Consider the following 25,140-nt stretch of genomic DNA (forward strand, 5'->3'; position numbering starts at 1 on the left):
GATGTAAATTTGCACATCTTGAAAACGTAAATATACGTAAATCATGTTTTTTACGTTATATATCTGAAAAGAAAGATTCTTTTGAAAATGAAATTCATGAAAATAAAGCTATATATATTCTTTATATTTCTTTTTATCGGATCTACTGTATTAGCACAATCTCGTATAAAAATTTCCGGGAAAGTGATCGATGCAGATAATCAAGGGTTAGAGTTAGTCAATGTGCGTATAGGGGGAACTACACAGGGAACATTAACCGATTTAAAAGGAGAATATGAGTTGACGGTCGCTTCTCAAGATTCGATAGAGATTATTTTTTCTTGTTTAGGTTATCGAACCGAAAAAAGGGTTTTGGCAGCACCGCAAGGTAATGTGGTGTTAAATATGAGGCTTTATACTAAGGATAAAAAATTGGGAGAGGTGGTTGTGACGGAAATAAGAAAACAGACTAGTACTCTCCAGAAAATAGATGCCAAAGATTTAAGATTGATGCCGGATGCATCGGGAGGAAGCATTGAGAGTATGCTTTCGACCTTAGCTGGGGTTAATTCCAGTAATGAGCTTAGTTCTCAATATTCAGTACGAGGAGGAAATTTCGATGAAAATATTGTTTATGTAAACGGAATAGAGATATATCGGCCTTTGCTCGTGCGTTCAGGTCAGCAAGAGGGGTTAAGTTTTATTAATCCGGATATGGTCGGTAGTATCGGTTTTTCTTCCGGAGGTTATTCCGCAGAATATGGTGATAAAATGTCATCAGTATTGGATATTACCTATAAACAGCCTGAAGCTTTTGAGGGAGCTGTATCTGCCAGTTTTTTAGGTGCTAGTGCCATGATCGGACATAGTACGAAAAGGTTTTCCCAATTACACGGTTTCCGGTATAAAACTAATTCAACATTATTGAGTTCTTTAGATACGAAAGGAGAGTATGATCCTTCGTTTTTTGATTACCAAACTTATTTGACATATAAATTTTCTCCGAATTGGAATATCTCTCTTTTGGGAAATATATCTAATAATATCTATAATTTTACTCCGCAAGAGCGTACGACAAAATACGGAACTTATACTTCAGCATCACAGTTTAAGGTCTATTTTGATGGGCAGGAGAAAGATAAGTTTCAGACATTTTTCGGTGCTCTTTCCTTAAATTACGGTGTGTCGAAATATACCGCATTATCGTTGCTGGCTTCGGCTTTTGCAACAAATGAGATCGTAGCTTATGATATTACCGGAGAATATTGGCTTGATGAATTGGATATGGCGAATAATGGTGGAGTTCCGCAAACTTCCGGGACATTGGGGTATGGAACTTATCATGAGCATGCTCGAAATCGCTTGAATGCTTCGGTTTTTGCAATAGCTGCTAAAGGAGCTACTCGTTTCGGCAAAAATGAATTGAAATATGGCGTTAATTTTCAACATGAAATAATTAAGGACAGGGTACGTGAATGGGAACTGCGTGACTCTGCCGGATATTCTTTACCGCATACGGGTAATGGAATCGATCTTGTTTCCAGTCTTAGTTCTTACCAGAATATGCAAAGCAATCGTTTCTCGTTTTATGCGCAAGATACCTATAAATTACGGGCTAAGTCTGGCTTTTATACATTTACCGGAGGTATACGTGGCTCTTATTGGGGATTTAATAAAGAGTTTATTCTGAGTCCGAGAGCTTCGGTCGGTTACATTCCGAACTTTAATGATCGGTTGACATTCAGGTTTGCGACAGGTCTTTATTATCAAGCTCCTTTTTATAAAGAGTTGAGAGATACAGTACGTACCGGAGAAAATTATGTAGTGCGTTTGAATCGTTCTATTAAATCTCAAAGATCTATTCATTTTGTATTAGGTAGCGATTATTCCTTTAGGGCGGTGAACAGACCATTTAAGTTTACAGCAGAGTTATATTATAAAAAACTGGATAATTTAATACCTTACGAAGTAGATAATGTTCGTATCTGGTATTCGGGACGAAATGAATCGAAAGGGTATGCTGCCGGATTGGATTTGAAGCTTTTCGGACAATTTGTTCCCGGAACGGATTCTTGGCTAAGTTTCTCATTGATGAGAACGCAAGAAACGATAGGAGGGATAAAAGTTCCTCGCCCGACAGAACAGAGGTATAGCGTAGCACTGTTTTTTCAAGATTATGTACCCCGTTTCCCAAAATATAAATTTAGTTTGCGCGCAATTTGGTCGGACGGATTACCTGTCGGTGCTCCTCGGTTGGGACGTCAGGCCGGATACTTTCGTACGACACCCTATCGTAGGGTCGATATAGGGGCTTCCCGTTTGTTGGTCGGAGGAGAAGACCGATTAATGAAACGAGGATTTTTTCGCTATTTTAAGAGTATTTGGATTGGATTGGATGTCTTTAACTTGTTGGATATAAGTAATGTGAATTCTTATTATTGGGTGACTGATATTTATAATCATCAAAGTGCTGTTCCTAATTATCTTACTATGAGGCAGTTCAATCTGAGGTTATCGATGGAATTCTAAGTTGTGTATCTGTATTGAATATCCATGCTCCGGATTTTTTTATCGAATAACAAAATATGCCCAATTGATCGGCTTCTTTTTGTAATGCTTGATGTTTGAAGTAATTGAGATCTGAACAAAGTATAACGGTCTGTATGCTGAATAACTCGGCAATATCTGACAGTTTTCCTGAAAAGCCTTTACTGATAATAGCATAATCGATGGGAAGAAGATAAGTACTTTTTTTGTTTTTCCAATATCCTGAGTTTAGTAACAGTATTTTATTGCCTTTAAAATATATGAAAGGCTGACGGATTATCAGATTTTGAAGATCGCTATTGTCTTTTATGTGTATAATATTTTCTATTCTGTTTTTCATCCAGAAATTGCGGGCTTTTTTTTCTATCGTCGAATCTTGTTTTTCAGGATTTGAATGAAGAATATAATTAGTTCCGTTATCAATGAAATTAATTGTTGTGTTGTGATTATCATGGTAAACGACCCATGCGTTTTGAATAGGATGACTTTTGTAAAAGGTGTCTGCCGTTAGAAACAACACTGTGAATGAAAGAGTAAAAATCAGAATGTCGCTGCGTCGTGATCGGTAAGACCAGACAAGAGTGAAAATTGTAACGAATAGAAACGAAACATAATGAGATTCTATCCAGATATTCTTGATAGAAGAGAAATTAAGTGTAGAAATTATTTTAGTCAGGTGTTCTGTATATATGAGAATTTGGTCTAATCCGTTTACTAGAAAAGTTGCAGGTATCTCAAAATAATTCAATATTAAGACAAGTATCCCGCCTCCTAAGACAAATGGGAGGAGTGGAATAATAATTAGATTTGTTGGTAAAGAAAGTAGAGGTAATTCGTGAAAGTAATATACGGTTAACGGCAATGTTCCTATTTGCGCTGCGGCAGAGACACAAAATATCGATATTATATATGATTTCCATTTCGAAGAAGGGCTTATCAGGTCATAAAGAACCGGATAAATATAAAGAATTGAGAATACCGAGATGAAACTTAGTTGAAAACTGACATTAAATAAATAATACGGGTTGTATAACAACATGAAAAATGCTGCTGCAAAAAGATTATTCATGGATGTTCCCTTACGATCGAGAATTTGTCCGAATAATATGAAACTGATCATGATTGTTGCTCTGGTAGCAGATGGAGATAATCCGGTTAAAAATGCGTATATCCATAAAAAGATAAGTGTAAGTATCGGTCGTAATTTTGACATTTTTATCCATACAAGCGGTGTAAGAAGTACGTATAACAATGACCATATAATACCGGTATGTAGTCCGCTGACAGCCAGTATATGAGCAAGTCCACTTGTAGAAAACGTATTACGGATTTCTGGAGTGATTTCTTTTGTATTTCCTAATAGTAGAGCACTCAGTATAGCATAAGAAGTTTCCGAAAAATTATCTCTTTTCAGTTTTTCTAATGCTGAATCTTGCAATTCTTGAGCAATACCTTTGATAGATTTGTCTTGTTTGTAACCTAACCGTTTCCAATCTTGTGTGTTTAAATATTGTGTGTATAAAATCCCCTTGTATTTCATATAAGATGCATAATCGAAACTTTCGGGATTTTTAGAATTGACAATGGGTATGAGCTTTGGTTTGAATATGATTACATTATCTTTTATTAAGGAACGAGAAAGGTCATCCGGCTTAAAATATAGAATGGCTTTTTGATTGTCACGTATCGTTTGTCCGTTTTGTTGAATCCATTCTTTTATTTCTGTTTCGCAGCAAATCGAACGTTGTGTTTCTTTACAATTGGTGATGGTTGCAATAGCATATTTATAGTTGGGAGAATAATGTCCCGTTTCGCTTTTTTGTTTTATAAATAATGTTGCAATTCCTATGGATATGAGGAAAAAAAATATGGCTATACCGAAATAGTGCCGGTTTATAAATCTTTTTGACGGGAACTTTGACGAATTGTAGTATTTAATGATAAATATGATTCCTAAAAGCGAAAATATATAGATCGCATGGAGGAAAGGTAAAAAATGTTGTAATAAAATTCCTGCTATGAACGGAAGCAGTATGCGTAAAAACGGAGCTTCTTCGATTGGAAAAAAGGAATTTTTCATGCTATTTTTATGTCGGGCTTGTTTTTGCGATATATACGGGAGTACAGGAAATGACAAATAAAGAATTGTGTGTTTCAAATATGGATTAGAATGAGATTAACAAAGAATGTTGTTGAGGTAATTTATCAGAGTTCCTGTCTCCGGTATTATATCGATTTTTATAATGCTTTAAGCTTTGCTATCATTTGCATAGGATCTGGAGTGCTGAATATTGCATTTCCTGCAACAAGAATATCTGCTCCGGCTGTCAAAACTTTTTTACCGGTGTCTAAATTAATACCGCCGTCAACCTCAATGAGCGTATTAGCATTTTTCCGTAAAATCATCTCTTTTAAAACTGAGATTTTTTCAGTGGAATGTTCTATAAATTTCTGTCCTCCGAATCCCGGATTTACAGACATGATAAGTACCATATCAACATCCGAAACAATATCTTCCAATAAAGAAACGGGAGTGTGGGGATTTAGTGTAACACCGGCTTTCATCCCGTTTTCTTTTATCTGTTCTACAGTACGGTGCAAGTGTACGCAAGTCTCATAATGCACATTCATCATATAAGCACCAATCTCTTTGATCTCCTTGATGAATTTAATGGGGTCGGTGATCATAAGATGAACATCTAAAGGTTTTGTACTGATTTCTTTTACATATTTCAAAACCGGAAATCCGAATGAAATATTCGGTACGAATACGCCGTCCATTATATCCAGATGTAACCAATCTGCTTCACTTTGGTTTACCATCTCTATGGCTGCCTGCAGATTGCCGAAATCAGCGGATAAGAGGGACGGTGCTATTTTATGTGTCATATCTTGTAAAATCAGATTATATACAAAGATACGGATAGGATTTGGATTTATGAACAAAAAATAAAAGATTTTCTCTAAGAGCTTAATGAATGTAGCGAGTTAGGTGATGTACAGGAGCGGAAAAACAAGCTTGGAAATTTTGGATACACAACTATTTAAACAAGCATTAAAACTTCTTTAAGCTTTGAGAGTATCTTGCTTCTTTGGGGATGAACGGACAATCATCAGAACTTAAAATCCTGTTTTTTGAAAAGGAATATTTCAAAAAACAGGATAATGGTTAAAAGTCTGTCTCAATTTTACTCGGGTCAGGTTTGTAGGTTTCTTTTGATGATATTTTTCTGTTTTTTACGAGGATGATAGCGGGCTATCTGACGAGAGAAAACGAGAAAAAAGACCGAAAGAAAACATAAAGATGACCTGATAATATTTTTTTGTTGAAAAATTTAGACAGGTTCTTAGTTTAGAATATATCCTCCGAGATTTTGAGGCAATTTGCTTTCGTAGGTATATGACCGTGCAAATTGCTTAAGAAGTTCGACCGTAGAACTTTTAGGTGTTAATATCGGAGCAATAGCTTTCTCTGAAAGCAGTCGAGGAGTAGAGCTTTTTTTCATAGGCACTGTTTTTTATTTTGTTTATTATTAAAACGTGCCTACTCTGTTTTTTATTATCCTTACATGCTATTTTTTTATAAAGAAAGTTCGATGTGATGATCCTCTGCCATTTTTCTCATATTTAAAATTGCATATCTCATTCGTCCCAAAGCAGTATTGATACTTACATTTGTAGCGTCTGCAATCTCTTTAAAGCTCATGTTTTTATAATAACGCATGATGAGTACCTCTTTTTGGTTATCGGGAAGCGCAGCTACCAGTTTGCGAATATCTGCTTGGATTTGTGTCTGTACCAATGAGTCTTCTATCGTACCTTCGCTTAATTCTTTCCGATTGAATACATCAGGATTCATTTCGTCATTAGATAAATGATTTTCACTTTTCTCCTGACGATAATAATCAATAATTAAATTGTGAGCTATGCGGGAAATCCAAGATGGAAATTTTCCGGTTTCGACATAGCGTCCTTGTTTGATAGTCGTGATTACTTTTACGAAGGTTTCCTGAAAAATGTCCTCGGTCAATTCTCTGTCTTTGACTATATAATATATATAAGAATAAATACGGTTTTTGTATCTGTTCAGAAGAATGTCAAAAGCCTCGTTATTACCCTTCGAATAAAGTACGACCAGTTCTTCGTCTGTTCGTGATGCTAAATTATTCATTACCTTGTAGTATGTTGGTTTAAGAGTAATGTTTTTCTATAGGCTCTTGTTTTTTATTTATGTGAATGAATTAGTTGATGATTTGTTGCAAATAAAATATATTTTCTATACAAAAAAAAGCATTCTTGTTATTTTTACTACTTAAAAGTTCATATTTAACAGCTTTAACACGTAAAATGTTAACTGTTTAAGAATTGAAGCTACGATAGGGGAATATAAAAGATTTGATAAAAAAAGTGTATTTCTTACGCATTATTATTACTTTTGTAATTCGTTTACCAACTAAATTAACGTGAATTATGAAACCTACACTATTTGTTTTGGCTGCCGGAATGGGTAGCCGTTATGGCGGATTGAAGCAGTTAGACGGGCTTGGTCCTAATGGCGAAACTATCATGGATTATTCTATTTTTGATGCAGTGCGTGGTGGCTTCGGGAAAGTTGTTTTTGTAATCAGACATTCTTTTGAAGAAGATTTCAGGACAAAAATTTTAAAGAAATATGAGAATATAATACCTGTTGAGGTAGTATTTCAAGAATTAGATTATTTACCTGATGGGTTCTCTCTTCCTGAAGGTCGGGAGAAGCCGTGGGGAACTAATCATGCTGTATTAATGGGGAAAGATGTGATTAAAGAGCCATTTGCTGTCATTAATGCAGATGATTTTTATGGCCGTGAAAGTTTTGCCATTCTTGCAGATTATTTGTCTAAATTGGATGGAAAACAGAATGAATATTGTATGGTAGGATATCGTGTCGGAAATACTCTGTCCGAAAGTGGCTCTGTTGCTCGGGGAGTTTGCGAAATGAATGATAAAAATGAGCTGACCTCTGTTGTAGAGCGGACTCAAATAGAACGGCGTGACGGAAAGGTAATGTTTAAAGAGGGAGATGTCTGGACAGAAGTTGACGAGAATGCTCCCGTATCAATGAATATGTGGGGATTTACGCCCGATTACTTTAAATATTCAGAAGATTATTTTGTTCAGTTCTTAAAAGAAAATGCAGAAAATCTTAAGGCTGAATACTTTATTCCGTTGATGGTAAATCATTTGATTCAAAATAAAATCGCAACAGTTAAAGTTTTGGATACGCCTTCTAAATGGTTTGGTGTAACTTATGCTTTAGATCGTCCGGTTGTTGTAGATAAGATCAATGCTTTGGTTGCTGCCGGAGAGTACCCTGCTAAGTTATTTTAAAATATTTATGATGATAAAGAAAATGCACTTGAAATTTCAAGTGCATTTTCTTTATCATCATAATTTATCTTTTAAGTACTTCCCGGTGTAAGATTTTTCACAAGACGCAATATCTTCTGGAGTTCCTGCACAAACAAGAAAACCGCCTTTGTCTCCTCCTTCAGGACCCATGTCTATGACATAATCAGCACATTTAATTACGTCCATATTGTGTTCGATAATTACGACCGTATGCCCTTTTTCTATTAAAGAATCGAATGCTTTTAGTAATGTTTTTATATCATGAAAATGTAATCCTGTTGTCGGTTCGTCAAAAACGAATATCGTAGGCTCTTGCTTTTCATTGCTCAAAAAATAAGCGAGCTTTACCCGTTGATTTTCTCCACCCGAAAGGGTCGAAGAAGCCTGTCCGAGCTTAATATATCCTAATCCTACATCTTGTAGAGGTTTCAGTCTTTTGATGATTTTTTTCTCGGCGCTTCCTTGCTGTTCCGAAAAAAATTCGATAGCCTGATTGATAGTCATTTCCAATACATCATTGATATTCTTTCCTCGATATTCGATTTCAAGTATATCTTGTTTAAATCTTTTCCCGTGGCAACTTTCACATGTAAGAGTAATATCTGCCATAAATTGCATTTCAACAGTGATAGTTCCGTCGCCTTTACACTCTTCACAGCGTCCGCCTTCTACGTTGAACGAAAAGTATGCCGGGGTAAATCCCATTTGTTTAGCAGCCTGCTGGTCGGCATATAATTTTCTGATTTCATCAAAAGCTTTCAGGTATGTTGCCGGATTAGATCTTGATGATTTACCGATCGGATTTTGATCGACAAATTCGATATGTTTTACTAAATGCATGTCTCCGGAAAGTCGGTTGAATATACCGGGTTGTTCCCCGTCTTCTTCATAAAATCTGGAAAGAGATTTAAAAAATACGTCTCTGACCAGTGATGATTTTCCTGAACCGCTGACTCCGGTAACTACTGTCATTATATGTAAAGGAAATATGACATCTATCCCTTTGAGATTATTATGTGCAGCTCCTTCTATTTTTATATAGTTATTCCATTTCCTTCGGTGGGCGGGAGGGGCGATTTTTTCTTCACCGGTAAGATACCGAACCGTATAGCTTTTTGTAGCTTTTTCAAGTTTCGACAGGTCTCCTTGATAAACGACCTCTCCGCCGAGACGTCCTGCTTTAGGTCCTATGTCGATGATATAATCTGCTGCACGAATTATTTCTTCGTCATGTTCTACGACTATTACGGTATTTCCCAAAGCTTGCAGTTCTCTTAATACTTTTATAAGTAAAGTTGTATCACGAGAATGTAATCCGATACTGGGTTCATCCAGAATATATAGAGATCCGACAAGACTGCTACCTAAAGATGTTGCAAGATTGATCCGTTGACTTTCTCCTCCTGAAAGAGTAGAAGATAGTCGATTCAATGTCAGATAACCCAGTCCGACATTTACAAGAAAACCTATTCTGTTCTTTATTTCTGTCAGCAATCTTTTGGCGACAATGCTATCATGTTCATCTAATGCCAAAGTGTCGAAAAAGATTTTTAGATCTGTGATTGGTAAAGCTACCAATTCCGAAATAGATTTTCCTCCGATTTTTACATATTGTGCTTGAGGTTTTAGCCGACCCCCTTTGCAATCGGGACAAACAGTTTTACCTCGATATCGAGCGAGCATGACTCTGTATTGGATTTTGTATTGATTTTCTTCAAGCATTTTGAAAAAATCGTGAATTCCCCCGAAAAGATGATTCCCGTTCCACAAAAGTTCCTTTTCTCGTTCGGTAAGTTGATAATAAGGGCGATGTATGGGAAAATGAGAAGCTTCGGCTACACGAATCAAATTCTTTTTCCATTCGCTCATTTTTTCTCCTTTCCAGCACATGACGGCATCGTCAAATACCGATAACGCTTTATTGGGAATAACTAAATTTTCGTCGATGCCGATAACCTTACCGAAGCCTTCACAAGTCGGGCATGCTCCTACAGGGCTGTTGAAACTGAACATGAGATCGTTCGGCTCTTCAAAAGTGATACCGTCGGCTTCAAATCGTTTTGAGAATGTATGTTCTTCTATACCTTTTTCAGTATAAAATTTAAGAATACATTCACCTCCTCCTTCAAAAAATGCGGTTTCTGCAGAGTCTGTCAATCGGCTTATTGTATTTTTTTCAGAGGAAACAGCCATTCTGTCTATTATTAAGAAAAGAGATGACGTGTCTATGTTAGATGTATGTTCTAATTCTTCTATCCGAATGGTTTTTCCCTTATATTCAACACGATTATATCCCTCTTTTAATAAAATCTCAAGTTGCGTTTCCAAGGTTCGGCCTTTGGGAATATGCAATACCGTGAGAACGGAGAACCGTGTTCCTTCCGAATAATTAGACATACATCTGATTATATCTTCTGTCTGATGTTTTTTGACCTCTTTCCCAGATATTGGAGAAATTGTTTTTCCTATACGAGCATATAATAGCCGTAGGTAATCGTAAATTTCGGTGGAAGTGCCTACCGTGGAACGGGGATTTCGAGTATTGACTTTTTGTTCTATTGCGATTGCCGGAGGGATTCCTTTTATGAAATCACACTCAGGTTTGCTCATGCGTCCTAAAAATTGCCGTGCATAGGCAGAAAGGCTTTCGACATACCGGCGTTGTCCTTCTGCATATAAAGTATCGAATGCCAAAGACGACTTTCCTGAACCGGAGAGTCCTGTTATTACAATTAGTTTATCCCGGGGTATCTCAATGTCGATGTTTTTGAGATTATTCACCCGAGCGCCTTTTATAAATATTGAGTTATCGGTCATATTGGCTGGTCAAATCAAAATTAACTTACAAAGATACGAATAAGTCAAGCGCAAAAACAAATAAAATTTGATTTTGTCGAGCGGGAGTATCTAAGACACAGTCGAAGATAATATATTAAAGTGGATATAAAAAAAGGTTCGTCTCTTTCAGATACATTATATATAATTTTTTCTCTTTGGGGATTTAATAAGGAAAAAATAAAATAATCTCAAAAAAGTGGAATATTTTATGTGGAAAAAAATAAAACCCATCTGATTTTTGTTAACTTTGTAATAGCACTAAAAAATAAATGATTATGAAAAATTTATCAGCATTATTTGCCTTTTTGGGTGGTGCAGCCGTTGGTGCTGCACTGGGAGTCCTGTTCGCTCCGGAAAAAGGAGAGGATACTCGTAAACGAATTTGCCAGCTCCTTCGTGAAAAAGGAATTAAATTGAACCATCATGAGATGGATGAATTGGTAGATCAGATCACTTCAGAATTAAGTTCGGATAAAGAGTAGAAGATTCTTAGGACAAGTATGGCTATTTGTGTTATACTTGTCCTTTAAGTTTATGTGTTTTATGATAAATAATGATCCAAAACCTGTATCTGTGCATCAATTGATTGCTGAAATAAAAGAGTATCTTGAATTACAACGAGATTTATTGAAAGTTGAAGGAGTTGAGAAACTTACAATTCTTATTTCCGCTTTTCTTGTTTTGATGATAAGTATTATTCTTGGGGGAGGAGCTCTTTTTTATTTGCTTTTTGCTTTGGCCTATTTATTGGAGCCGGCTATTGGTTTGATAGGAGCATTCGGTATTATAGGTTGCGTTTGCCTATCGATATTAGTTGTCGTTGTTTTGTTGAGGAAGCAACTCATAATTAATCCGATAGTTCGGTTTCTATACAAATTATTTTTAAAAGATATGTGATGAATGTCCGGGAAAAAAAGGTAACATTAGAGGATTTATTAGTTCAAAAGCAAGAGCTGAAGAAACAAATTGAAAGTCAGCAGCAGAAGCTTGTTGAATCTTATTATTTATTGACAGAGCCGTTTTCTTTTAATCCGATGCATTCGTCATTGATGAAGAAATTAACGACGGGATTTGCCATATTTGACGGTTTTATGATAGGGCTAAAAATTATCCGTAAAATAAAAAATCTGTTTCGATAATTTTTAAATAGAGCATGGATGTTGTAAATAAATAAGAATTTTCTTGGAAATATAGTTTAATTCCTCTATTTTTGTGTTCAAATTTTAAAATCAAATTAATCGAGAAGAGTAAAAAGTAAAAAAAGTAAGTATGAAAAAGAATTTATTCTATTTGTTTATAGCATTGTTTGCTGTTACATCTATGACTGCATGTGGTGATGACGATGATGATAAAGATACAGGTATTAATGTTGCCGGATCATATACCGGTACGATTATTGTTAATATTACCGATGAAGAATCTGAGAATCCGATAAAATTAGAAAATCAGGAATTCACCGTAACTCAGAATGGACAAGAATCTATTAATTTGTCTATTTCTGGACTTGTATTAGCAGAAGGTACTGCCCCTATGGATATTAGTGCACCTAATGTGCCTTTTTCTGTAGATGGTGAAAAAGTTATTTTGAATTCGACAGATCTTAATATTCCCTTGAAAGTATTAGGCGGTTTAGATGCATATATAAAGTCTATGGTAGGAAATTTTCAAGGGAATGAAGTTGCTTTTAAAATTGTTGCAGAACAAGAGTTGGTAGAAAAAGTCTATATAACTGTTACTGGGACGAAAAAGTAAGAATTTTATTCAATAAATCAGGATAAAATAAGGGTGAAGATCTGACCAAATCTTCACCCTTTATTCTTTTTGAAGAAGTTAATTTGCAGCATCATGAGAACTTTACCTTGAAATCTATTGTTTTTTATACATAATGTATAAAAATATTGTTATGTATAAGAAATTATTATTTTTTGTCGGAGTTTTATTGCTCCTGTCTTCGTGTACTAATAACTATACAATCGAAGGAACTGTGGATAAGATGGCAGATGGAGCAAAAGTACTACTCCGAAAACAAGTAAATGAATCGTTTGTCGACTTGGACAGTACTTTTGTAAAAAATGGAAAGTTTGTATTTCGAGGAAAGCAAGATACTGCGACTATGGCGTTATTGACAGTCGAGAGTAGAGAGAAATTGCCTTATATGCCGGTTCTGTTTATTTTGGAAAATGGAAATCTGAAAGTTAAAGTAGATACAGTTTCATCAGTTTCAGGTACGAAGTTGAATGATGTATTTCAAAGTTATATGGAATCTCGATTTAGTACGGATAAAAAAATGGAACAACTAAGTCGGGAATATGTGACGGATTACCTTACGGGGACATTGACGGATAGCATCTTGACAAAATTGAAAAAACAATTTTCAGATGAAGAAGTGAATTTGAAAATCTTGACTCAAAAATATATACAAAATAATACCGACAACGTTTCAGGAATTTACGTATTTCTCCAAAACAGTTATTTATTCTCACCTGAGGAGCAAGCTGCGATAATCCAGGATGCAAAGCAGTTTTTTAAAGAAGATCGTATGATACAGACGTTTTCGGATATTTTAGAACATACCCGAAATATTGCTGTCGGAATGCCATATGTTGATTTAAAAATGCAAGATCCGAAAGGAAAAGAGGTCTCATTATCTGATTACGTTGGAAAAGGGAAATATGTGTTGGTCGATTTTTGGGCTTCATGGTGCGCTCCTTGCCGAAAACAGATGCCGGCATTAATCAGTTTATATGATCGGTTTAAAAATAAGAACTTTGAAATTATCGGTGTTTCGTTTGACAATAATAAAAATGAGTGGATTCAATACATTCAGAATGCAAAACTTCCGTGGCCTCAGATGAGTGATTTGAACGGATGGGAGTCTGAAGCAGTATTACTTTATGCGATACAAGGCATACCGCATACGATATTAGTAGATCCGCAAGGAAAAATTGTAGCAAAAGATTTGAAAGGTTCAGCTTTGGTGAAGAAATTAGAAGAAGTCCTGAAATAATTTGAATAATAAGACTATCTTTGCATTGTCATACAAAAGAGAGGTGTAGGCCTCTCTTTTGGCATTAATTAAGAAGAAATGAAACGAATATTTATTTTTACTATTTTGTCTTTGTGTATAGTGTCGGGGGGTAAAGCCCAGCAGATTGATTATAAAGCTACAGCATTTAACTTATTTTTGAATGGAAAAATTTCCCAGTGGCCGTGGGTCATTAATAAGATGGTTGCTGATCCTAAATTGCAAGATACAGAAGGACAGTTGGAAATTTTAACATATTATTATGGTTTGGTCGGTCATTTGATGGATGTCGGGCAGAAAAAACAGGCATCGGAGAATTTGCGGAAGGCTAATGAGCTTGCGATGAAGCTGTATAAAACAAATCCGGACAATCCTCTTTTACTTGGTCTCATGTCTAATTTGACAGGTTTTCAAATAGCCCTATCCCCTTTGAAAGCTACAACCTTAGCTAAAGGTATGATGAATAAAGCTAAAAAATCTATTGCTAAAGGGCCGAATGATCCGCATGTAAATATTTTATATTCGAATATCTTGTTCTATATGCCGGGAATCTTTGGAGGAGATACGGAGAAAGCGTTACAAGGTTATAAAAAAGCTTTACAAACAATGGAAGCTGATCCCGAGTTGAAAAAAAATAATTGGATGTACATTCAATTAATGGTAACAATCGGGGTCGTAGAAGAAAAACGAGAGAATTATGTGGAAGCTCAGAAAATGTATCGTAAAGTTTTAGAGTTATATCCGGAATATGCACATGTGAAAAATGTTTCTTATCCTCGTTTATTGGAAAAAATGAAAGGTTGATACGATTTTAGTTTATCTCATTAGCTTATAAAAGGATGAATTATATTGAAGTTAAAATACAAATAACCCCCTGTTCCGAAGTAAGTACAGATTTGCTTTCTGCATTTTTAGGGGAAATCGGATTCGATAGCTTTGTTTCTTTTGAAGAAGGACTTTTTGCGTATATTCCGTCATCTTTATTCGATGAAGATCGTATGAAACGATCGTTCGCTTTAGTTCCGGTCGATTGTGCAATCGATTATTCTGTAATCGAAATTCCAGACCGTAATTGGAATGAAGAGTGGGAAAAAAACTATTTTACACCTATTGTAATTGGAAATGAATGTGTGGTTCACAGCTCTTTTCATACCGATATACCCGAGGTAAAATATGACATTTTGATAGATCCGAAAATGTCGTTTGGTACGGGACATCATGAGACAACAAGTACTATGATGGAAATGATGCTTAAAACTTCATTTGAGAACAAGGTTGTGTTGGATATGGGATGCGGAACGGCCATATTGTCTATTTTGGCGAGTATGAGAGGTGCGAAATCTGTCACGGGAGTTGATATCGATGAGTGGGCCTATGAAAATGCTCTTGAAAACATTCAGTTGAATCATATTTCGAATATGGATATTTTGTTAGGAGGATCGGAACAAATTGCCGGTAAAAAATATGATATTATATTGGCGAATATAAACCGGAATGTTTTGTTGGAGAATATGAAAATTTATAGTGCTTGCATGAATGAAAATTCTGAACTTTATATGAGTGGATTTTACAAAGAGGATATTCCTGTGATATGCGAAGAGGCAAATCATTGCGGGTTAGTATTGGAAACTTATACCGAGAAAAACCGATGGGTGGGTACTAAATTCGTAAAGAAAGGTAATATATGAAACCATTGCAAAAGGTCACGATATATGATTTAGCCAAAGAACTGAATACCTCGGCTTCAACCGTTTCACGAGCTTTGCAAAATCATCCGAGAATTAGTGAAAAGATGAAAAAAGCGGTGTCGGAGCTCGCAGAGAAGATGAATTATCATCCCGATCCGGTAGCCCATCATTTAAGAACGGGAAAAGGATCGGTTATCGGAGTTATTGTTCCGAGGATCGACCGTCATTTTTTCGCTTCGGTCATCGGAGGAATCGAGAGTGTTGCTCATGCTGCTGGTTATAGTGTTTTAGTTTCTCAGTCGAACGAACGTTGGGAAGAAGAAAAGAATATCGTGAAAACTATGCTTGCGAAGAAAATCGATGGTTTGGCAATATCTTTAGCTTCAGAAACTACAGATTATAAACATTTTGATGCTGTTATTAGCAGAGGAGTACCGGTTGTTTTTTTTGATAGAGTTCCGTTAGACAAGAGGAGCAGTTGTGTGAGAATAGATAATCGGACAGCGGCCTATAATGCAGTAATGCATTTAATAAAGCAGGGTTGTACTCGCATAGTTCATTTATCAGGACCTCAGGCTATTAGTGTTTATAAAGACCGACAAGACGGATATGTTCAAGCTTTGATGGATTCGGATATTCGGGTAGATTCATCTTTAATTTTTGAAAACAGTATCACTTTAGCGACAGGTGAAGAAGCTGGAAAAAAGATACTTGCAATGCCTGTTCTTCCGGATGCGATTTTTTCCGCCGGAGATTATTCGGCAATGGGGGTTATGCATGTTTTGAAAAAAAATGGCGTGAAGGTTCCTGAAGACATTGCTATTGTCGGATTTGCTAATGAACCTTTTGATTCTTTTGTAGAGCCTCCTTTAAGTTCTGTTGATCAGGTAAATAAAAAAATGGGTGAGACAGTAGCTGAAGTTTTATTAGAAGAAATGTCTGTTGATCCGGAAAACCGGAAATGGGTCGATAAGGTATTGGACTCCTCTTTGATTATAAGAGAGTCATCGATTAAAAAAGATAATTTATCAAAAAAAGATATTTAAGGTATTGTTTGAAGATTATTTTTTTATACATTTGTGCAATCGATTACACAATCTAAATGTAAAGTTTGAGTTGAGGGTATTGGTAATTGAAGATAACAATTTAATAATCAAGTATATAAATTAGATAGTTATGAAAACAAATTATGAACTTCGCTATGCGAGCAATCCTCGAGATGCGAAAAGCTATGATACGACTCGTTTGCGTGAAGATTTCTTGATTCAGAACCTGTTTGTAAATAATGAAGTAAATATGGTTTATTCTATGTATGATCGTTTGATTGTAGGAGGAGCTAAACCAGTAGGTGAAGTACTTACATTAGAAGCAATAGATCCGTTAAAAGCGACACATTTTCTTTCTCGTCGTGAATTGGGAATATTCAATGTCGGAGGCCCGGGCTGTGTAAAGGTGGGAGATACGGCTTTTGATTTGAATTACAAAGAGGCATTATATCTCGGAGCAGGTGAACGGACTGTTACATTTGAAAGTTTGGATGATAAGAATCCTGCAAAATTTTATTTCAATTCTGCTCCGGCACATAAAACTTATCCGGATAAAAAAGTAACGAAAGCTGATGCCGTAGTTGCGGAAATGGGCTCATTAGAAGGGTCTAATCATCGTAACATCAATAAGATGCTGGTATCTCAAGTATTGGAAACATGCCAGTTGCAAATGGGTATGACAGAATTGCAACCGGGTAGTGTCTGGAATACTATGCCTGCACATACTCATAGTCGCCGGATGGAAGCATATTTCTATTTTGAAGTTCCTGAAGGAAATGCGGTTTGCCATTTTATGGGAGAACCGACCGAAACTCGTCATATTTGGATGAAAGGAGATGAAGCTGTATTGTCGCCCGAATGGTCGATACACTCTGCTGCTGCGACTAGTAATTATACTTTCATTTGGGGTATGGGTGGTGAAAATCTGGATTATGGTGATCAGGATTTCTATAAAAATACAGATCTTAGATAAAACTTAAACACACTAACTTTATTAAATATGGTAAATTTCTCATTAGAAGGTAAGGTTGCACTTGTAACAGGCGCTTCTTACGGTATCGGTTTCGCTTTGGCTACTGCATTTGCACAAGCCGGTGCAAAAATCGTTTTTAACGATATTAAACCTGAGTTGGTTGAAAAAGGATTGGCAGCTTATGAAGCTGAAGGAATTAAAGCACATGGTTATGTTTGTGATGTAACAAATGAAGATCAGGTTAATGCTTTAGTTGCTCAAATAGAAAAAGAAGTCGGGGTTATCGATATCTTGGTAAATAATGCCGGTATTATCAAACGTATTCCTATGCACGAAATGTCTGCAGCGGATTTTCGCCAGGTGATTGATATCGACTTGAATGGTCCGTTTATCGTATCTAAAGCAGTGATTCCTTCTATGATAAAGAAAGGACATGGTAAAATTATCAATATTTGTTCGATGATGAGCGAATTGGGACGCGAAACCGTATCTGCTTATGCTGCAGCAAAAGGTGGTCTCAAAATGTTGACGAAGAATATTGCTTCAGAATACGGTGAATATAATATTCAGTGCAACGGCATAGGTCCGGGATATATTGCAACTCCCCAAACAGCTCCGTTACGGGAAAAACAGCCTGACGGTTCAAGACATCCGTTTGATTCTTTCATTGTCGCAAAAACACCAGCTGCCCGTTGGGGTACTCCGGAAGATTTGATGGGTCCGGCTGTATTTTTAGCTTCTGATGCATCTAATTTCGTTAATGGCCATATCCTTTATGTAGATGGTGGTATTTTGGCTTATATCGGAAAGCAACCCCAATAAAAAGCGGGGAATAAGATTATACCCTCTATCTCTATTTTGAGACAGAGGGTTGCTTTGTATATATAATAACCAATAAATTAAGATATGAAAAAGATTATTTTATTACTGTTTATTGCAATTATCGGATTCTCTTGCAGTGGAGGTAAGAGTGTCAAAATTTCTGTAAAGAATGACTCGGCGATAGATCGGGAAAATGAAATAGCTGAAATTTCTATGAGTAGCGTGACTGAGATGCTCGGATTATCCGATACGGCACAGTTCGTTATTTTGGATGCACAAGGAAAGCAACTGCCTTACCAATTGACTTATGATGGTAAATTGATCTTTCCGGTTACGGTAAAAGCTAATTCATCTGTTGAATATACTGTACAAGCCGGAATCCCTGAAAAATTTGATACTATAACTTGCGGAAGACAGTATCCCGAACGTGTAGATGATATTGCTTGGGAAAATGATAAAATCGCTTTCCGTACTTACGGACCGGCTCTTCAAGCTACTGGAGAAAGAGCATTCGGTTATGACATTTGGGTAAAATCGGTTGCAGAACCGGTTGTTGAAAAACGATATGAAGGAGAATTGAATCCTGAAACAAAAGCCCGTATCTCGGAATTGAAGAAAACAGATCCCAAAGCTGCTGATGAATTGTATAAATCTGTATCATATCATGTAGATCATGGAAACGGATTGGATTGTTATAAAGTAGGTCCTACTTTGGGTGGTGGAACTGCTGCGTTGATGGTAAACGATACGATTGTGTATCCGTATTGCTATAAAACGTTTGAAGTATTAGATAACGGTCCTTTGCGTTTTACGGTAAAACTGACATATAATCCGTTGATCGTAAATGGAGATTCAGTAGTAGAAACTCGTCTAATTTCATTGGATGCCGGCTCTCAGTTAAACAAAACTGTAGTGACTTATGATAATCTGAAAGAAACTACTCCCGTAGTCGCCGGAATAGTATTGCATGATCCTGAATCTTCGGCTCAATATAAAGTCTCGGCAGAAAAAGGATATGTTACTTATGCTGATCCGACCGATAATCCGAATAATAATAACGGAACAATATTTGTCGGAGCTATTTTGCCAACGGCCAAAGATGCAAAAGCCGTCTATTTTGAAGAAAAAGAGAAAAACGATTTGAGAGGTGGAGCTGACGGTCACGTGCTTGCTATTGCAGATTATACCCCTGGTTCGGAATTAGTCTATTATTGGGGAGCAGGATGGAGCAAGTATGGATTCGATACAATTGAAGATTGGAATGCATACATTGATGAAGAGGCTTCACTAAAGAGTGAACCGTTGACAGTATCTATCATAAAGTAAAATGCTAGTCGAGAATAGAAATAACGACTATGTTCGATTCTCTATTTTAATAGAATTTAAGCAGATGCGAAATTAGTATATATCTATACTTTACTTTGCGAGAGCCGGCCAATATTTACGTTATTGGGCCGGCTTTTTATTCAGATAGGCTCTAAGAACCAATCCGAATTTTGCTCGGGTCAGATTTTAGAGTTTCGTTTGAGGATATTTTCCTGTTTTTACAAGGAAGATAACTGGATATCCGACGAGTGAAAACAGAAGAAAAGACCTGACGAAAACGCAAAAATGACCTGATAATATTTTTTGTTGGAAAATTTGGACTGGCTCTTATTTAGTCAAAAAATATTTTTACGTTTGCAGCTATATTTAAACAATGTAATATATGAAGCGTGTCCGGCGTATTATAAGAAATATTATCGCATTCTTTTTTATTTCGACGATTCTTTCGGTTCTTTTATACCGTTTTGTTCCAGTATATATAACGCCTCTTATGTTGATCCGTTATGCACAAGGTATTATGGCCGGAGAAAAACCCCGTTTATACCATCGATGGGTTTCTTTAGAGGATATGAGCAGATGGTTGCCTCAAGCGGTAGTCGCCTCAGAAGATAATCTTTTTTTAGAACATTCAGGGTTTGATTTTCAGCAGATAAAGAAGGCGATAGAAGAAAATAAAACTCGAAAAAGAGCCAGAGGGGCAAGTACGATATCTCAACAAACCGCTAAAAATGTATTTCTATGGCCGGGGCATTCTTTTGTACGTAAAGGTTTGGAGGCTTATTTTACGTTTTTGATAGAACAGTTATGGGGAAAGAAACGGATTATGGAAGTGTATCTGAATTCTATCGAAATGGGCAAAAATATATATGGTGCGGAAGCTGTCGCAAAATATCATTTTGGAACTACAGCCCGAAAATTGACCCGATCACAGTGTGCTCTTATTGCGGCATCATTACCTAACCCGCTACATTTTGACTCATCTGCTCCATCTTTATATATGCAGAAAAGAAAACGTAAAATCTTGTGGCTGATGGATCAAATAGGTCCTGTGAAATTCTGATGTAAATTTTTATTTCTTGCAAATAGCTATTTTGTAAGATTATTTTTGTTCAAATTTGTAGAATAATAGGATTGTTCGCTTTTATTTTGTTATATTTGCGTTTCAAAATAGATGAGATATGTCAAAACAAAAAAATAACAGTACAAATGCAATATTACTGATGCATTGTCCAGATCAGCCGGGTATATTAGCGGTTGTAACAGATTTTATTAATGTAAACGGAGGAAATATCTTGTATCTCGACCAATATGTAGATCGGGAAAATCATGCATTTTTTATGCGGGTGGAATGGGATCTGACAAACTTTATTATTCCACAGAATAAAATAGAAGATTATTTCAATACATTATACGGACAAAAATATGATATGAGTTTTAATCTCTATTTTAGTGATCGCAAGCCTCGTATGGCCATATTTGTATCGAAGATGTCTCATTGTTTGTATGATATATTGGCGCGATATACAGCCGGAGAGTGGAATGTGGAGATTCCTGTCATTATCAGTAACCATCCTGATTTGGAAAGTGTAGCTAAAAGATTTGATATAGATTATCATGTATTTCCTATCAATAAGGACAATAAGATCGAACAAGAAGCAAAAGAGTTGGAACTGTTGAAAGAGTATGATATAGATTTTATCGTATTGGCACGATATATGCAGGTCGTTTCTTCTGATTTTATAATGCATTATCCCGATAAGATCATAAATATTCATCATTCGTTTCTCCCGGCATTTATGGGAGCTAAGCCTTATCATGCGGCTTTTGAGCGGGGAGTGAAGTTGATCGGAGCTACGAGTCATTATGTAACGACAGATCTTGATGCAGGCCCTATTATCGAACAAGATATCGTTCGTATTTCTCACAAGGATTCTATTGCTGATCTGGTCTATAAAGGTCAGGATCTCGAAAAAATAGTATTATCTCGAGCTGTAGAAAAGCATATTGATCGGAAAATATTGACTTATCGCAACAAAACCGTTGTTTTCAATTAAGGGAAAATGAAAGTTGCAATTGTAAAATATAATGCCGGTAATATTTATTCAGTAGATTGTGCTTTAAGAAGGGTCGGGGTAGAAGCAGAAATTACGGATAATAAGGAAATATTGATGTCTGCTGATAAAGTAATATTTCCGGGAGTAGGAGAGGCGGCGTCAACGATGCATTATTTGAAAAAAAATAATCTGGATTCTTTAATTAAAGATCTGAAGCAGCCGGTATTAGGCATTTGTATAGGAATGCAATTGATGTGTCGGCATTCGGAAGAAGGAGATGTTGACTGCCTGAATATATTTGATGTTGAAGTAAAGCGTTTTCATACTGAAAGCACAGAATATAAAATACCACACATGGGCTGGAATACGGTGAGAAACGTTGATATGCATATGTTTCCGCAACATATTGAAAACCAATATGTATATTTTGTTCATAGCTATTATGTTCCAGTATGTGAATATACCACTGCCGAGACAGAATATATTTTGCCTTTTAGTGCGGCTTTGCATAAAGATAATTTTTATGCTTCTCAGTTTCATATAGAAAAAAGCGGAGCTGTCGGAGAGGATATATTTAATCATTTTTTGTCATTATAAATTATAGAATGATATGATTGAATTAATACCGGCCATAGATATAATAGATGGTAAGTGCGTACGCTTGTCGCAAGGTGATTATGAGCGTATGACCACATATAATCATGATCCGTTGGAGGTTGCAAAAGAATTTCAGGATCATGGAATAAGACGATTGCATGTCGTCGATTTGGATGGAGCTAAGGCCCATCATATCGTGAATTATAAAGCTTTAGAACGCATTGCTTCTCGTACGTCGTTGATAATTGATTTTGGTGGTGGTATTAAATCTGACGGAGACTTGGAAATCGCTTTCGAATCAGGTGCTCAGATGGTAACCGGAGGCAGTATTGCTGTAAAAAATCCGGAGGTATTTTTGTCATGGCTTGAGAAATTCGGCTCGGATAAGATAATTCTTGGAGCTGATGCTAAAAAAGGGAAAATTGCAGTCGGAGGATGGAAGGAATCGTCAGATAAAGAACTTATCCCGTTTGTAAAAACGTATGTAGAATCCGGAGTAAAAAAAGTAATTACTACGGATATTTGTAAAGATGGAATGCTGAACGGGCCGTCTATCGATTTATATAAAAAGATGATGTCTGTAATTCCTGAGATTTATTTGATAGCAAGTGGTGGAGTTGCCTCTATCGAAGATATTGAGAAATTAGAGTTGGCCGGAGTTCCTGCCGTTATATTCGGGAAAGCCCTTTATGAAGGCCGTATAACGTTGAAGGAACTGTTACGTTTTTTATAAAAATAGATATGTTAGCAAAGCGAATAATTCCATGTTTGGATGTAAAAGACGGTAAAACTGTAAAGGGGGTAAATTTTATAAATTTCAGAGATGCAGGAGATCCGGTTGAATTGGGGCACGCATATAGCCGACAAGGTGCAGACGAGTTGGTTTATTTAGATATAACCGCTTCTTATGAAGGACGCAAGACATTTACGGAAATTGTCAAGAAGGTTGCAGCTAAGGTATCTATTCCTTTCACTGTTGGAGGCGGGATAAATGAAATAAATGATGTTGACCGTTTACTGAGTGCCGGTGCAGATAAAGTTTCAATAAACTCTTCTGCATTGAAGAATCCGAAATTAATTGAAGAAATTGCAAAAAATTTCGGTTCGCAAGTTTGTGTTGTTGCTATAGATGCTAACTTTGACAATAATTTATGGCGTTGTTATTTAAATGGAGGAAGAGTTCCGACAGATAAAGAGCTTTTTTCTTGGGCAAGAGAAGCACAGGAAAGAGGTGCAGGAGAGATACTGTTTACCAGTATGACTCATGATGGTGTAAAAGAGGGATATGCAAACGATGCGTTAGCCATGTTAAATTCGGTATTGAGTATCCCGGTGATAGCTTCAGGAGGGGCAGGGAAGAAAGAGCACTTTAAGGATGTTTTTCAGATAGGAAAGGCCGATGCTGCTCTTGCAGCAAGTGTATTTCATTTTGGAGAGATTTCTATTTCTGAACTTAAAGATTATTTAGATCGAGAAAATATTTGTGTAAGAAAATAACGTATTGAAATGAATATAGATTTTGCAAAAATGGGAGGTCTGGTTCCTGCAATTATACAGGATAGTTATACTTCTAAAGTTCTAATGCTGGGCTTTATGAATGAGGAAGCGTTAGCAAAGACCAAGGAATTAGGTAAAGTGACATTTTTCAGTCGTACTAAGAACCGTTTGTGGACAAAAGGGGAAGAAAGCGGTAATTTTTTATTAGTCGATTCGATAAAAGAAGATTGCGATAAAGACACGCTTCTTATCAAAGTCCGTCCGATAGGTCCGGTCTGTCATACTGGTAGCGATACATGTTTTGATGAAAAAAACGAGGAAGATATTATGTTTATTAAGTATCTTCAGGATTTTATAGATCGCCGGAAAAAAGAGATGCCGGAAGGTTCGTACACGACGTCTCTGTTTAACAAAGGAATAAACAGAATGGCGCAAAAAGTCGGAGAAGAGGCTGTGGAGACGGTAATCGAGGCAACGAACGGAACAGATGACCGACTTATTTATGAGGCTTCTGATCTAATTTATCATTTGATTGTATTATTGACTTCAAAAGGATATAGGATAGAAGATCTTGCCAGAGAATTGAAAAAACGGCATAAAGAATAGAACTATATGGAAGATGGATTATTGATACAATATGATCATGTCGAAATTTGTCGTAAGGAGCTTGTTGTTCTGAAAGATGTAAATTTTAAATTGTATTCAGGTGAGTTTGTCTATTTCATCGGTCGGGTAGGTACAGGGAAAAGTAGCTTACTGAAAACGATGTATGCTGAAATTCCGGTGGTTGAAGGAGAAGCTTCTGTCCTCGGATTTAATATGAAGTCTCTCCGAAAGAAGGATATACCTCAGTTAAGAAGAAAAATAGGTATTGTATTTCAGGATTTTCAGTTATTGACGGACAGGTCGGTAAAAGATAACCTTAATTTCGTCCTTCAAGCGACAGGCTGGAAAAATAAAGCAGAGATAACAGAGAGAGTCGAGCAAGTTTTGGTACAAGTCGGTATGCAAAATAAAGCGTACAAAATGCCGCATGAACTATCCGGAGGGGAACAACAGAGAATTGTTATAGCCAGAGCATTGTTGAATTCTCCGCAGATTATTTTGGCGGATGAACCGACGGGAAACCTCGACCCTCAGACCGGACAACAAATTGTATCGTTATTGCATTCTATTTGTGAGACGGGTACGGCTGTTATTATGACGACCCATAATCATCGATTGGTAGAAGAATTTCCCGGACGTTTATTGAAATGTGAGAATAAATGTTTATCTGAAGTCTCTCTTTAAGTATAGAATTGCTTATTATAGATAATATCTTATCTTTGCATTTCAGAAACTATATATATTGAAAATA

General features: G+C 36.3%; 25 protein-coding genes. 20 read left to right on the top strand and 5 right to left on the bottom strand.

Features of this window, described 5'->3' with window-relative positions:
• Positions 1 to 96: 96 nt before the first annotated feature.
• Positions 97 to 2,508 (top strand): TonB-dependent receptor, encoded by a 2,412-nt coding sequence (locus AC0UMU_RS06100; RefSeq protein ID WP_278714068.1) that lies wholly within the window; start codon positions 97 to 99, stop codon positions 2,506 to 2,508.
• On the opposite strand, the gene AC0UMU_RS06105 is transcribed toward AC0UMU_RS06100, so the two are convergent.
• From AC0UMU_RS06105 to AC0UMU_RS06120, 4 genes are all read right to left on the bottom strand, one after another.
• On the bottom strand, positions 2,480 to 4,606 hold the full coding sequence (locus AC0UMU_RS06105; RefSeq protein WP_278714071.1) for a ComEC/Rec2 family competence protein: 2,127 nt from the start codon (positions 4,604 to 4,606) through the stop codon (positions 2,480 to 2,482). The genes AC0UMU_RS06100 and AC0UMU_RS06105 overlap by 29 nt on opposite strands.
• 158 nt (positions 4,607 to 4,764) lie before the next feature.
• A complete protein-coding gene (gene rpe, locus AC0UMU_RS06110) occupies positions 4,765 to 5,415 on the bottom strand; it encodes a ribulose-phosphate 3-epimerase (RefSeq protein ID WP_009316906.1) in 651 nt (216 codons plus the stop codon).
• Positions 5,416 to 5,873: 458 nt separating this feature from the next.
• A complete protein-coding gene (locus AC0UMU_RS06115; RefSeq protein WP_009316907.1) occupies positions 5,874 to 6,032 on the bottom strand; it encodes a hypothetical protein in 159 nt (52 codons plus the stop codon).
• 74 nt (positions 6,033 to 6,106) lie between these two features.
• Positions 6,107 to 6,697 (bottom strand): RNA polymerase sigma factor, encoded by a 591-nt coding sequence (locus tag AC0UMU_RS06120; RefSeq protein ID WP_022390765.1) that lies wholly within the window; start codon positions 6,695 to 6,697, stop codon positions 6,107 to 6,109.
• A 299-nt stretch (positions 6,698 to 6,996) separates the two neighbouring features.
• On the opposite strand from AC0UMU_RS06120, the gene AC0UMU_RS06125 reads away from it, so the two are divergent.
• Positions 6,997 to 7,896 (top strand): glycosyltransferase family protein, encoded by a 900-nt coding sequence (locus tag AC0UMU_RS06125; protein ID WP_009316909.1) that lies wholly within the window; start codon positions 6,997 to 6,999, stop codon positions 7,894 to 7,896.
• Positions 7,897 to 7,953: 57 nt separating this feature from the next.
• On the opposite strand, the gene uvrA is transcribed toward AC0UMU_RS06125, so the two are convergent.
• Entirely contained in the window at positions 7,954 to 10,734 is a 2,781-nt protein-coding gene (gene uvrA, locus AC0UMU_RS06130; protein WP_278714074.1) for an excinuclease ABC subunit UvrA, read from the bottom strand.
• Positions 10,735 to 11,030: 296 nt separating this feature from the next.
• On the opposite strand from uvrA, the gene AC0UMU_RS06135 reads away from it, so the two are divergent.
• From AC0UMU_RS06135 to AC0UMU_RS06220, 18 genes are all read left to right on the top strand, one after another.
• Complete coding sequence (locus AC0UMU_RS06135) at positions 11,031 to 11,237, top strand: YtxH domain-containing protein (protein ID WP_022390768.1); 207 nt, start codon at positions 11,031 to 11,033, stop codon at positions 11,235 to 11,237.
• Between the two features lie 61 nt (positions 11,238 to 11,298).
• Positions 11,299 to 11,652 carry a phage holin family protein gene (locus tag AC0UMU_RS06140; protein ID WP_022600649.1) on the top strand — a complete coding sequence of 118 codons (354 nt, stop codon included), beginning with the start codon at positions 11,299 to 11,301 and terminating at the stop codon, positions 11,650 to 11,652.
• The gene (locus AC0UMU_RS06145; protein ID WP_022600648.1) at positions 11,652 to 11,894 is read left to right on the top strand and encodes a hypothetical protein; all 243 of its coding nucleotides are present in this window, start codon (positions 11,652 to 11,654) and stop codon (positions 11,892 to 11,894) included. Before AC0UMU_RS06140 ends, AC0UMU_RS06145 begins: the two co-directional genes overlap by 1 nt.
• Positions 11,895 to 12,024: 130 nt before the next feature.
• Positions 12,025 to 12,507 carry a calycin-like domain-containing protein gene (locus AC0UMU_RS06150; protein WP_081705607.1) on the top strand — a complete coding sequence of 161 codons (483 nt, stop codon included), beginning with the start codon at positions 12,025 to 12,027 and terminating at the stop codon, positions 12,505 to 12,507.
• 151 nt (positions 12,508 to 12,658) lie between these two features.
• Positions 12,659 to 13,762 (top strand): TlpA disulfide reductase family protein, encoded by a 1,104-nt coding sequence (locus AC0UMU_RS06155; RefSeq protein ID WP_270214278.1) that lies wholly within the window; start codon positions 12,659 to 12,661, stop codon positions 13,760 to 13,762.
• 78 nt (positions 13,763 to 13,840) lie between these two features.
• The gene (locus AC0UMU_RS06160) at positions 13,841 to 14,584 is read left to right on the top strand and encodes a tetratricopeptide repeat protein (protein ID WP_022600645.1); all 744 of its coding nucleotides are present in this window, start codon (positions 13,841 to 13,843) and stop codon (positions 14,582 to 14,584) included.
• Between the two features lie 35 nt (positions 14,585 to 14,619).
• The gene (gene prmA, locus AC0UMU_RS06165; RefSeq protein WP_278714079.1) at positions 14,620 to 15,468 is read left to right on the top strand and encodes a 50S ribosomal protein L11 methyltransferase; all 849 of its coding nucleotides are present in this window, start codon (positions 14,620 to 14,622) and stop codon (positions 15,466 to 15,468) included.
• Complete coding sequence (locus AC0UMU_RS06170; RefSeq protein WP_022600643.1) at positions 15,465 to 16,514, top strand: LacI family DNA-binding transcriptional regulator; 1,050 nt, start codon at positions 15,465 to 15,467, stop codon at positions 16,512 to 16,514. Before prmA ends, AC0UMU_RS06170 begins: the two co-directional genes overlap by 4 nt.
• 130 nt (positions 16,515 to 16,644) lie before the next feature.
• Positions 16,645 to 17,487 carry a 5-dehydro-4-deoxy-D-glucuronate isomerase gene (gene kduI, locus AC0UMU_RS06175; RefSeq protein WP_009316921.1) on the top strand — a complete coding sequence of 281 codons (843 nt, stop codon included), beginning with the start codon at positions 16,645 to 16,647 and terminating at the stop codon, positions 17,485 to 17,487.
• Positions 17,488 to 17,514: 27 nt separating this feature from the next.
• Entirely contained in the window at positions 17,515 to 18,309 is a 795-nt protein-coding gene (locus AC0UMU_RS06180) for a gluconate 5-dehydrogenase (RefSeq protein ID WP_009316922.1), read from the top strand.
• A gap of 84 nt (positions 18,310 to 18,393) precedes the next feature.
• Positions 18,394 to 19,635, top strand: coding sequence for a BT3233 family polysaccharide utilization protein (locus AC0UMU_RS06185; RefSeq protein ID WP_278714082.1), 1,242 nt, complete (start codon positions 18,394 to 18,396; stop codon positions 19,633 to 19,635).
• Positions 19,636 to 20,017: 382 nt separating this feature from the next.
• Positions 20,018 to 20,695 (top strand): monofunctional biosynthetic peptidoglycan transglycosylase, encoded by a 678-nt coding sequence (mtgA, locus tag AC0UMU_RS06190; RefSeq protein ID WP_278714084.1) that lies wholly within the window; start codon positions 20,018 to 20,020, stop codon positions 20,693 to 20,695.
• A 118-nt stretch (positions 20,696 to 20,813) separates the two neighbouring features.
• Complete coding sequence (gene purU / locus AC0UMU_RS06195; RefSeq protein ID WP_270214274.1) at positions 20,814 to 21,689, top strand: formyltetrahydrofolate deformylase; 876 nt, start codon at positions 20,814 to 20,816, stop codon at positions 21,687 to 21,689.
• Between the two features lie 6 nt (positions 21,690 to 21,695).
• Positions 21,696 to 22,286 carry an imidazole glycerol phosphate synthase subunit HisH gene (gene hisH / locus AC0UMU_RS06200; protein WP_022600639.1) on the top strand — a complete coding sequence of 197 codons (591 nt, stop codon included), beginning with the start codon at positions 21,696 to 21,698 and terminating at the stop codon, positions 22,284 to 22,286.
• A 13-nt stretch (positions 22,287 to 22,299) separates the two neighbouring features.
• Entirely contained in the window at positions 22,300 to 23,019 is a 720-nt protein-coding gene (hisA, locus tag AC0UMU_RS06205) for a 1-(5-phosphoribosyl)-5-[(5-phosphoribosylamino)methylideneamino]imidazole-4-carboxamide isomerase (RefSeq protein ID WP_270214273.1), read from the top strand.
• A gap of 8 nt (positions 23,020 to 23,027) precedes the next feature.
• A complete protein-coding gene (gene hisF, locus AC0UMU_RS06210) occupies positions 23,028 to 23,783 on the top strand; it encodes an imidazole glycerol phosphate synthase subunit HisF (protein ID WP_022600637.1) in 756 nt (251 codons plus the stop codon).
• A 9-nt stretch (positions 23,784 to 23,792) separates the two neighbouring features.
• Positions 23,793 to 24,389 (top strand): bifunctional phosphoribosyl-AMP cyclohydrolase/phosphoribosyl-ATP diphosphatase HisIE, encoded by a 597-nt coding sequence (gene hisIE, locus AC0UMU_RS06215; protein WP_022390778.1) that lies wholly within the window; start codon positions 23,793 to 23,795, stop codon positions 24,387 to 24,389.
• Positions 24,390 to 24,395: 6 nt separating this feature from the next.
• On the top strand, positions 24,396 to 25,073 hold the full coding sequence (locus tag AC0UMU_RS06220) for a cell division ATP-binding protein FtsE (RefSeq protein ID WP_009316930.1): 678 nt from the start codon (positions 24,396 to 24,398) through the stop codon (positions 25,071 to 25,073).
• The last annotated feature ends 67 nt before the right edge of the window (positions 25,074 to 25,140 follow it).

The organism is Coprobacter fastidiosus (assembly GCF_982245605.1).

What these genes read in the sequence shown, in the direction of transcription:
- AC0UMU_RS06100 (WP_278714068.1), top strand. Translation starts at nt 97, where the DNA reads ATGAAAATAAAGCTATATATATTCTTTATATTTCTTTTTATCGGATCT.
- AC0UMU_RS06105 (WP_278714071.1), bottom strand. Translation starts at nt 4,606, where the DNA reads ATGAAAAATTCCTTTTTTCCAATCGAAGAAGCTCCGTTTTTACGCATA.
- rpe (WP_009316906.1), bottom strand. Translation starts at nt 5,415, where the DNA reads ATGACACATAAAATAGCACCGTCCCTCTTATCCGCTGATTTCGGCAAT.
- AC0UMU_RS06115 (WP_009316907.1), bottom strand. Translation starts at nt 6,032, where the DNA reads ATGAAAAAAAGCTCTACTCCTCGACTGCTTTCAGAGAAAGCTATTGCT.
- AC0UMU_RS06120 (WP_022390765.1), bottom strand. Translation starts at nt 6,697, where the DNA reads ATGAATAATTTAGCATCACGAACAGACGAAGAACTGGTCGTACTTTAT.
- AC0UMU_RS06125 (WP_009316909.1), top strand. Translation starts at nt 6,997, where the DNA reads ATGAAACCTACACTATTTGTTTTGGCTGCCGGAATGGGTAGCCGTTAT.
- uvrA (WP_278714074.1), bottom strand. Translation starts at nt 10,734, where the DNA reads ATGACCGATAACTCAATATTTATAAAAGGCGCTCGGGTGAATAATCTC.
- AC0UMU_RS06135 (WP_022390768.1), top strand. Translation starts at nt 11,031, where the DNA reads ATGAAAAATTTATCAGCATTATTTGCCTTTTTGGGTGGTGCAGCCGTT.
- AC0UMU_RS06140 (WP_022600649.1), top strand. Translation starts at nt 11,299, where the DNA reads ATGATAAATAATGATCCAAAACCTGTATCTGTGCATCAATTGATTGCT.
- AC0UMU_RS06145 (WP_022600648.1), top strand. Translation starts at nt 11,652, where the DNA reads ATGAATGTCCGGGAAAAAAAGGTAACATTAGAGGATTTATTAGTTCAA.
- AC0UMU_RS06150 (WP_081705607.1), top strand. Translation starts at nt 12,025, where the DNA reads ATGAAAAAGAATTTATTCTATTTGTTTATAGCATTGTTTGCTGTTACA.
- AC0UMU_RS06155 (WP_270214278.1), top strand. Translation starts at nt 12,659, where the DNA reads ATGTATAAGAAATTATTATTTTTTGTCGGAGTTTTATTGCTCCTGTCT.
- AC0UMU_RS06160 (WP_022600645.1), top strand. Translation starts at nt 13,841, where the DNA reads ATGAAACGAATATTTATTTTTACTATTTTGTCTTTGTGTATAGTGTCG.
- prmA (WP_278714079.1), top strand. Translation starts at nt 14,620, where the DNA reads ATGAATTATATTGAAGTTAAAATACAAATAACCCCCTGTTCCGAAGTA.
- AC0UMU_RS06170 (WP_022600643.1), top strand. Translation starts at nt 15,465, where the DNA reads ATGAAACCATTGCAAAAGGTCACGATATATGATTTAGCCAAAGAACTG.
- kduI (WP_009316921.1), top strand. Translation starts at nt 16,645, where the DNA reads ATGAAAACAAATTATGAACTTCGCTATGCGAGCAATCCTCGAGATGCG.
- AC0UMU_RS06180 (WP_009316922.1), top strand. Translation starts at nt 17,515, where the DNA reads ATGGTAAATTTCTCATTAGAAGGTAAGGTTGCACTTGTAACAGGCGCT.
- AC0UMU_RS06185 (WP_278714082.1), top strand. Translation starts at nt 18,394, where the DNA reads ATGAAAAAGATTATTTTATTACTGTTTATTGCAATTATCGGATTCTCT.
- mtgA (WP_278714084.1), top strand. Translation starts at nt 20,018, where the DNA reads ATGAAGCGTGTCCGGCGTATTATAAGAAATATTATCGCATTCTTTTTT.
- purU (WP_270214274.1), top strand. Translation starts at nt 20,814, where the DNA reads ATGTCAAAACAAAAAAATAACAGTACAAATGCAATATTACTGATGCAT.
- hisH (WP_022600639.1), top strand. Translation starts at nt 21,696, where the DNA reads ATGAAAGTTGCAATTGTAAAATATAATGCCGGTAATATTTATTCAGTA.
- hisA (WP_270214273.1), top strand. Translation starts at nt 22,300, where the DNA reads ATGATTGAATTAATACCGGCCATAGATATAATAGATGGTAAGTGCGTA.
- hisF (WP_022600637.1), top strand. Translation starts at nt 23,028, where the DNA reads ATGTTAGCAAAGCGAATAATTCCATGTTTGGATGTAAAAGACGGTAAA.
- hisIE (WP_022390778.1), top strand. Translation starts at nt 23,793, where the DNA reads ATGAATATAGATTTTGCAAAAATGGGAGGTCTGGTTCCTGCAATTATA.
- AC0UMU_RS06220 (WP_009316930.1), top strand. Translation starts at nt 24,396, where the DNA reads ATGGAAGATGGATTATTGATACAATATGATCATGTCGAAATTTGTCGT.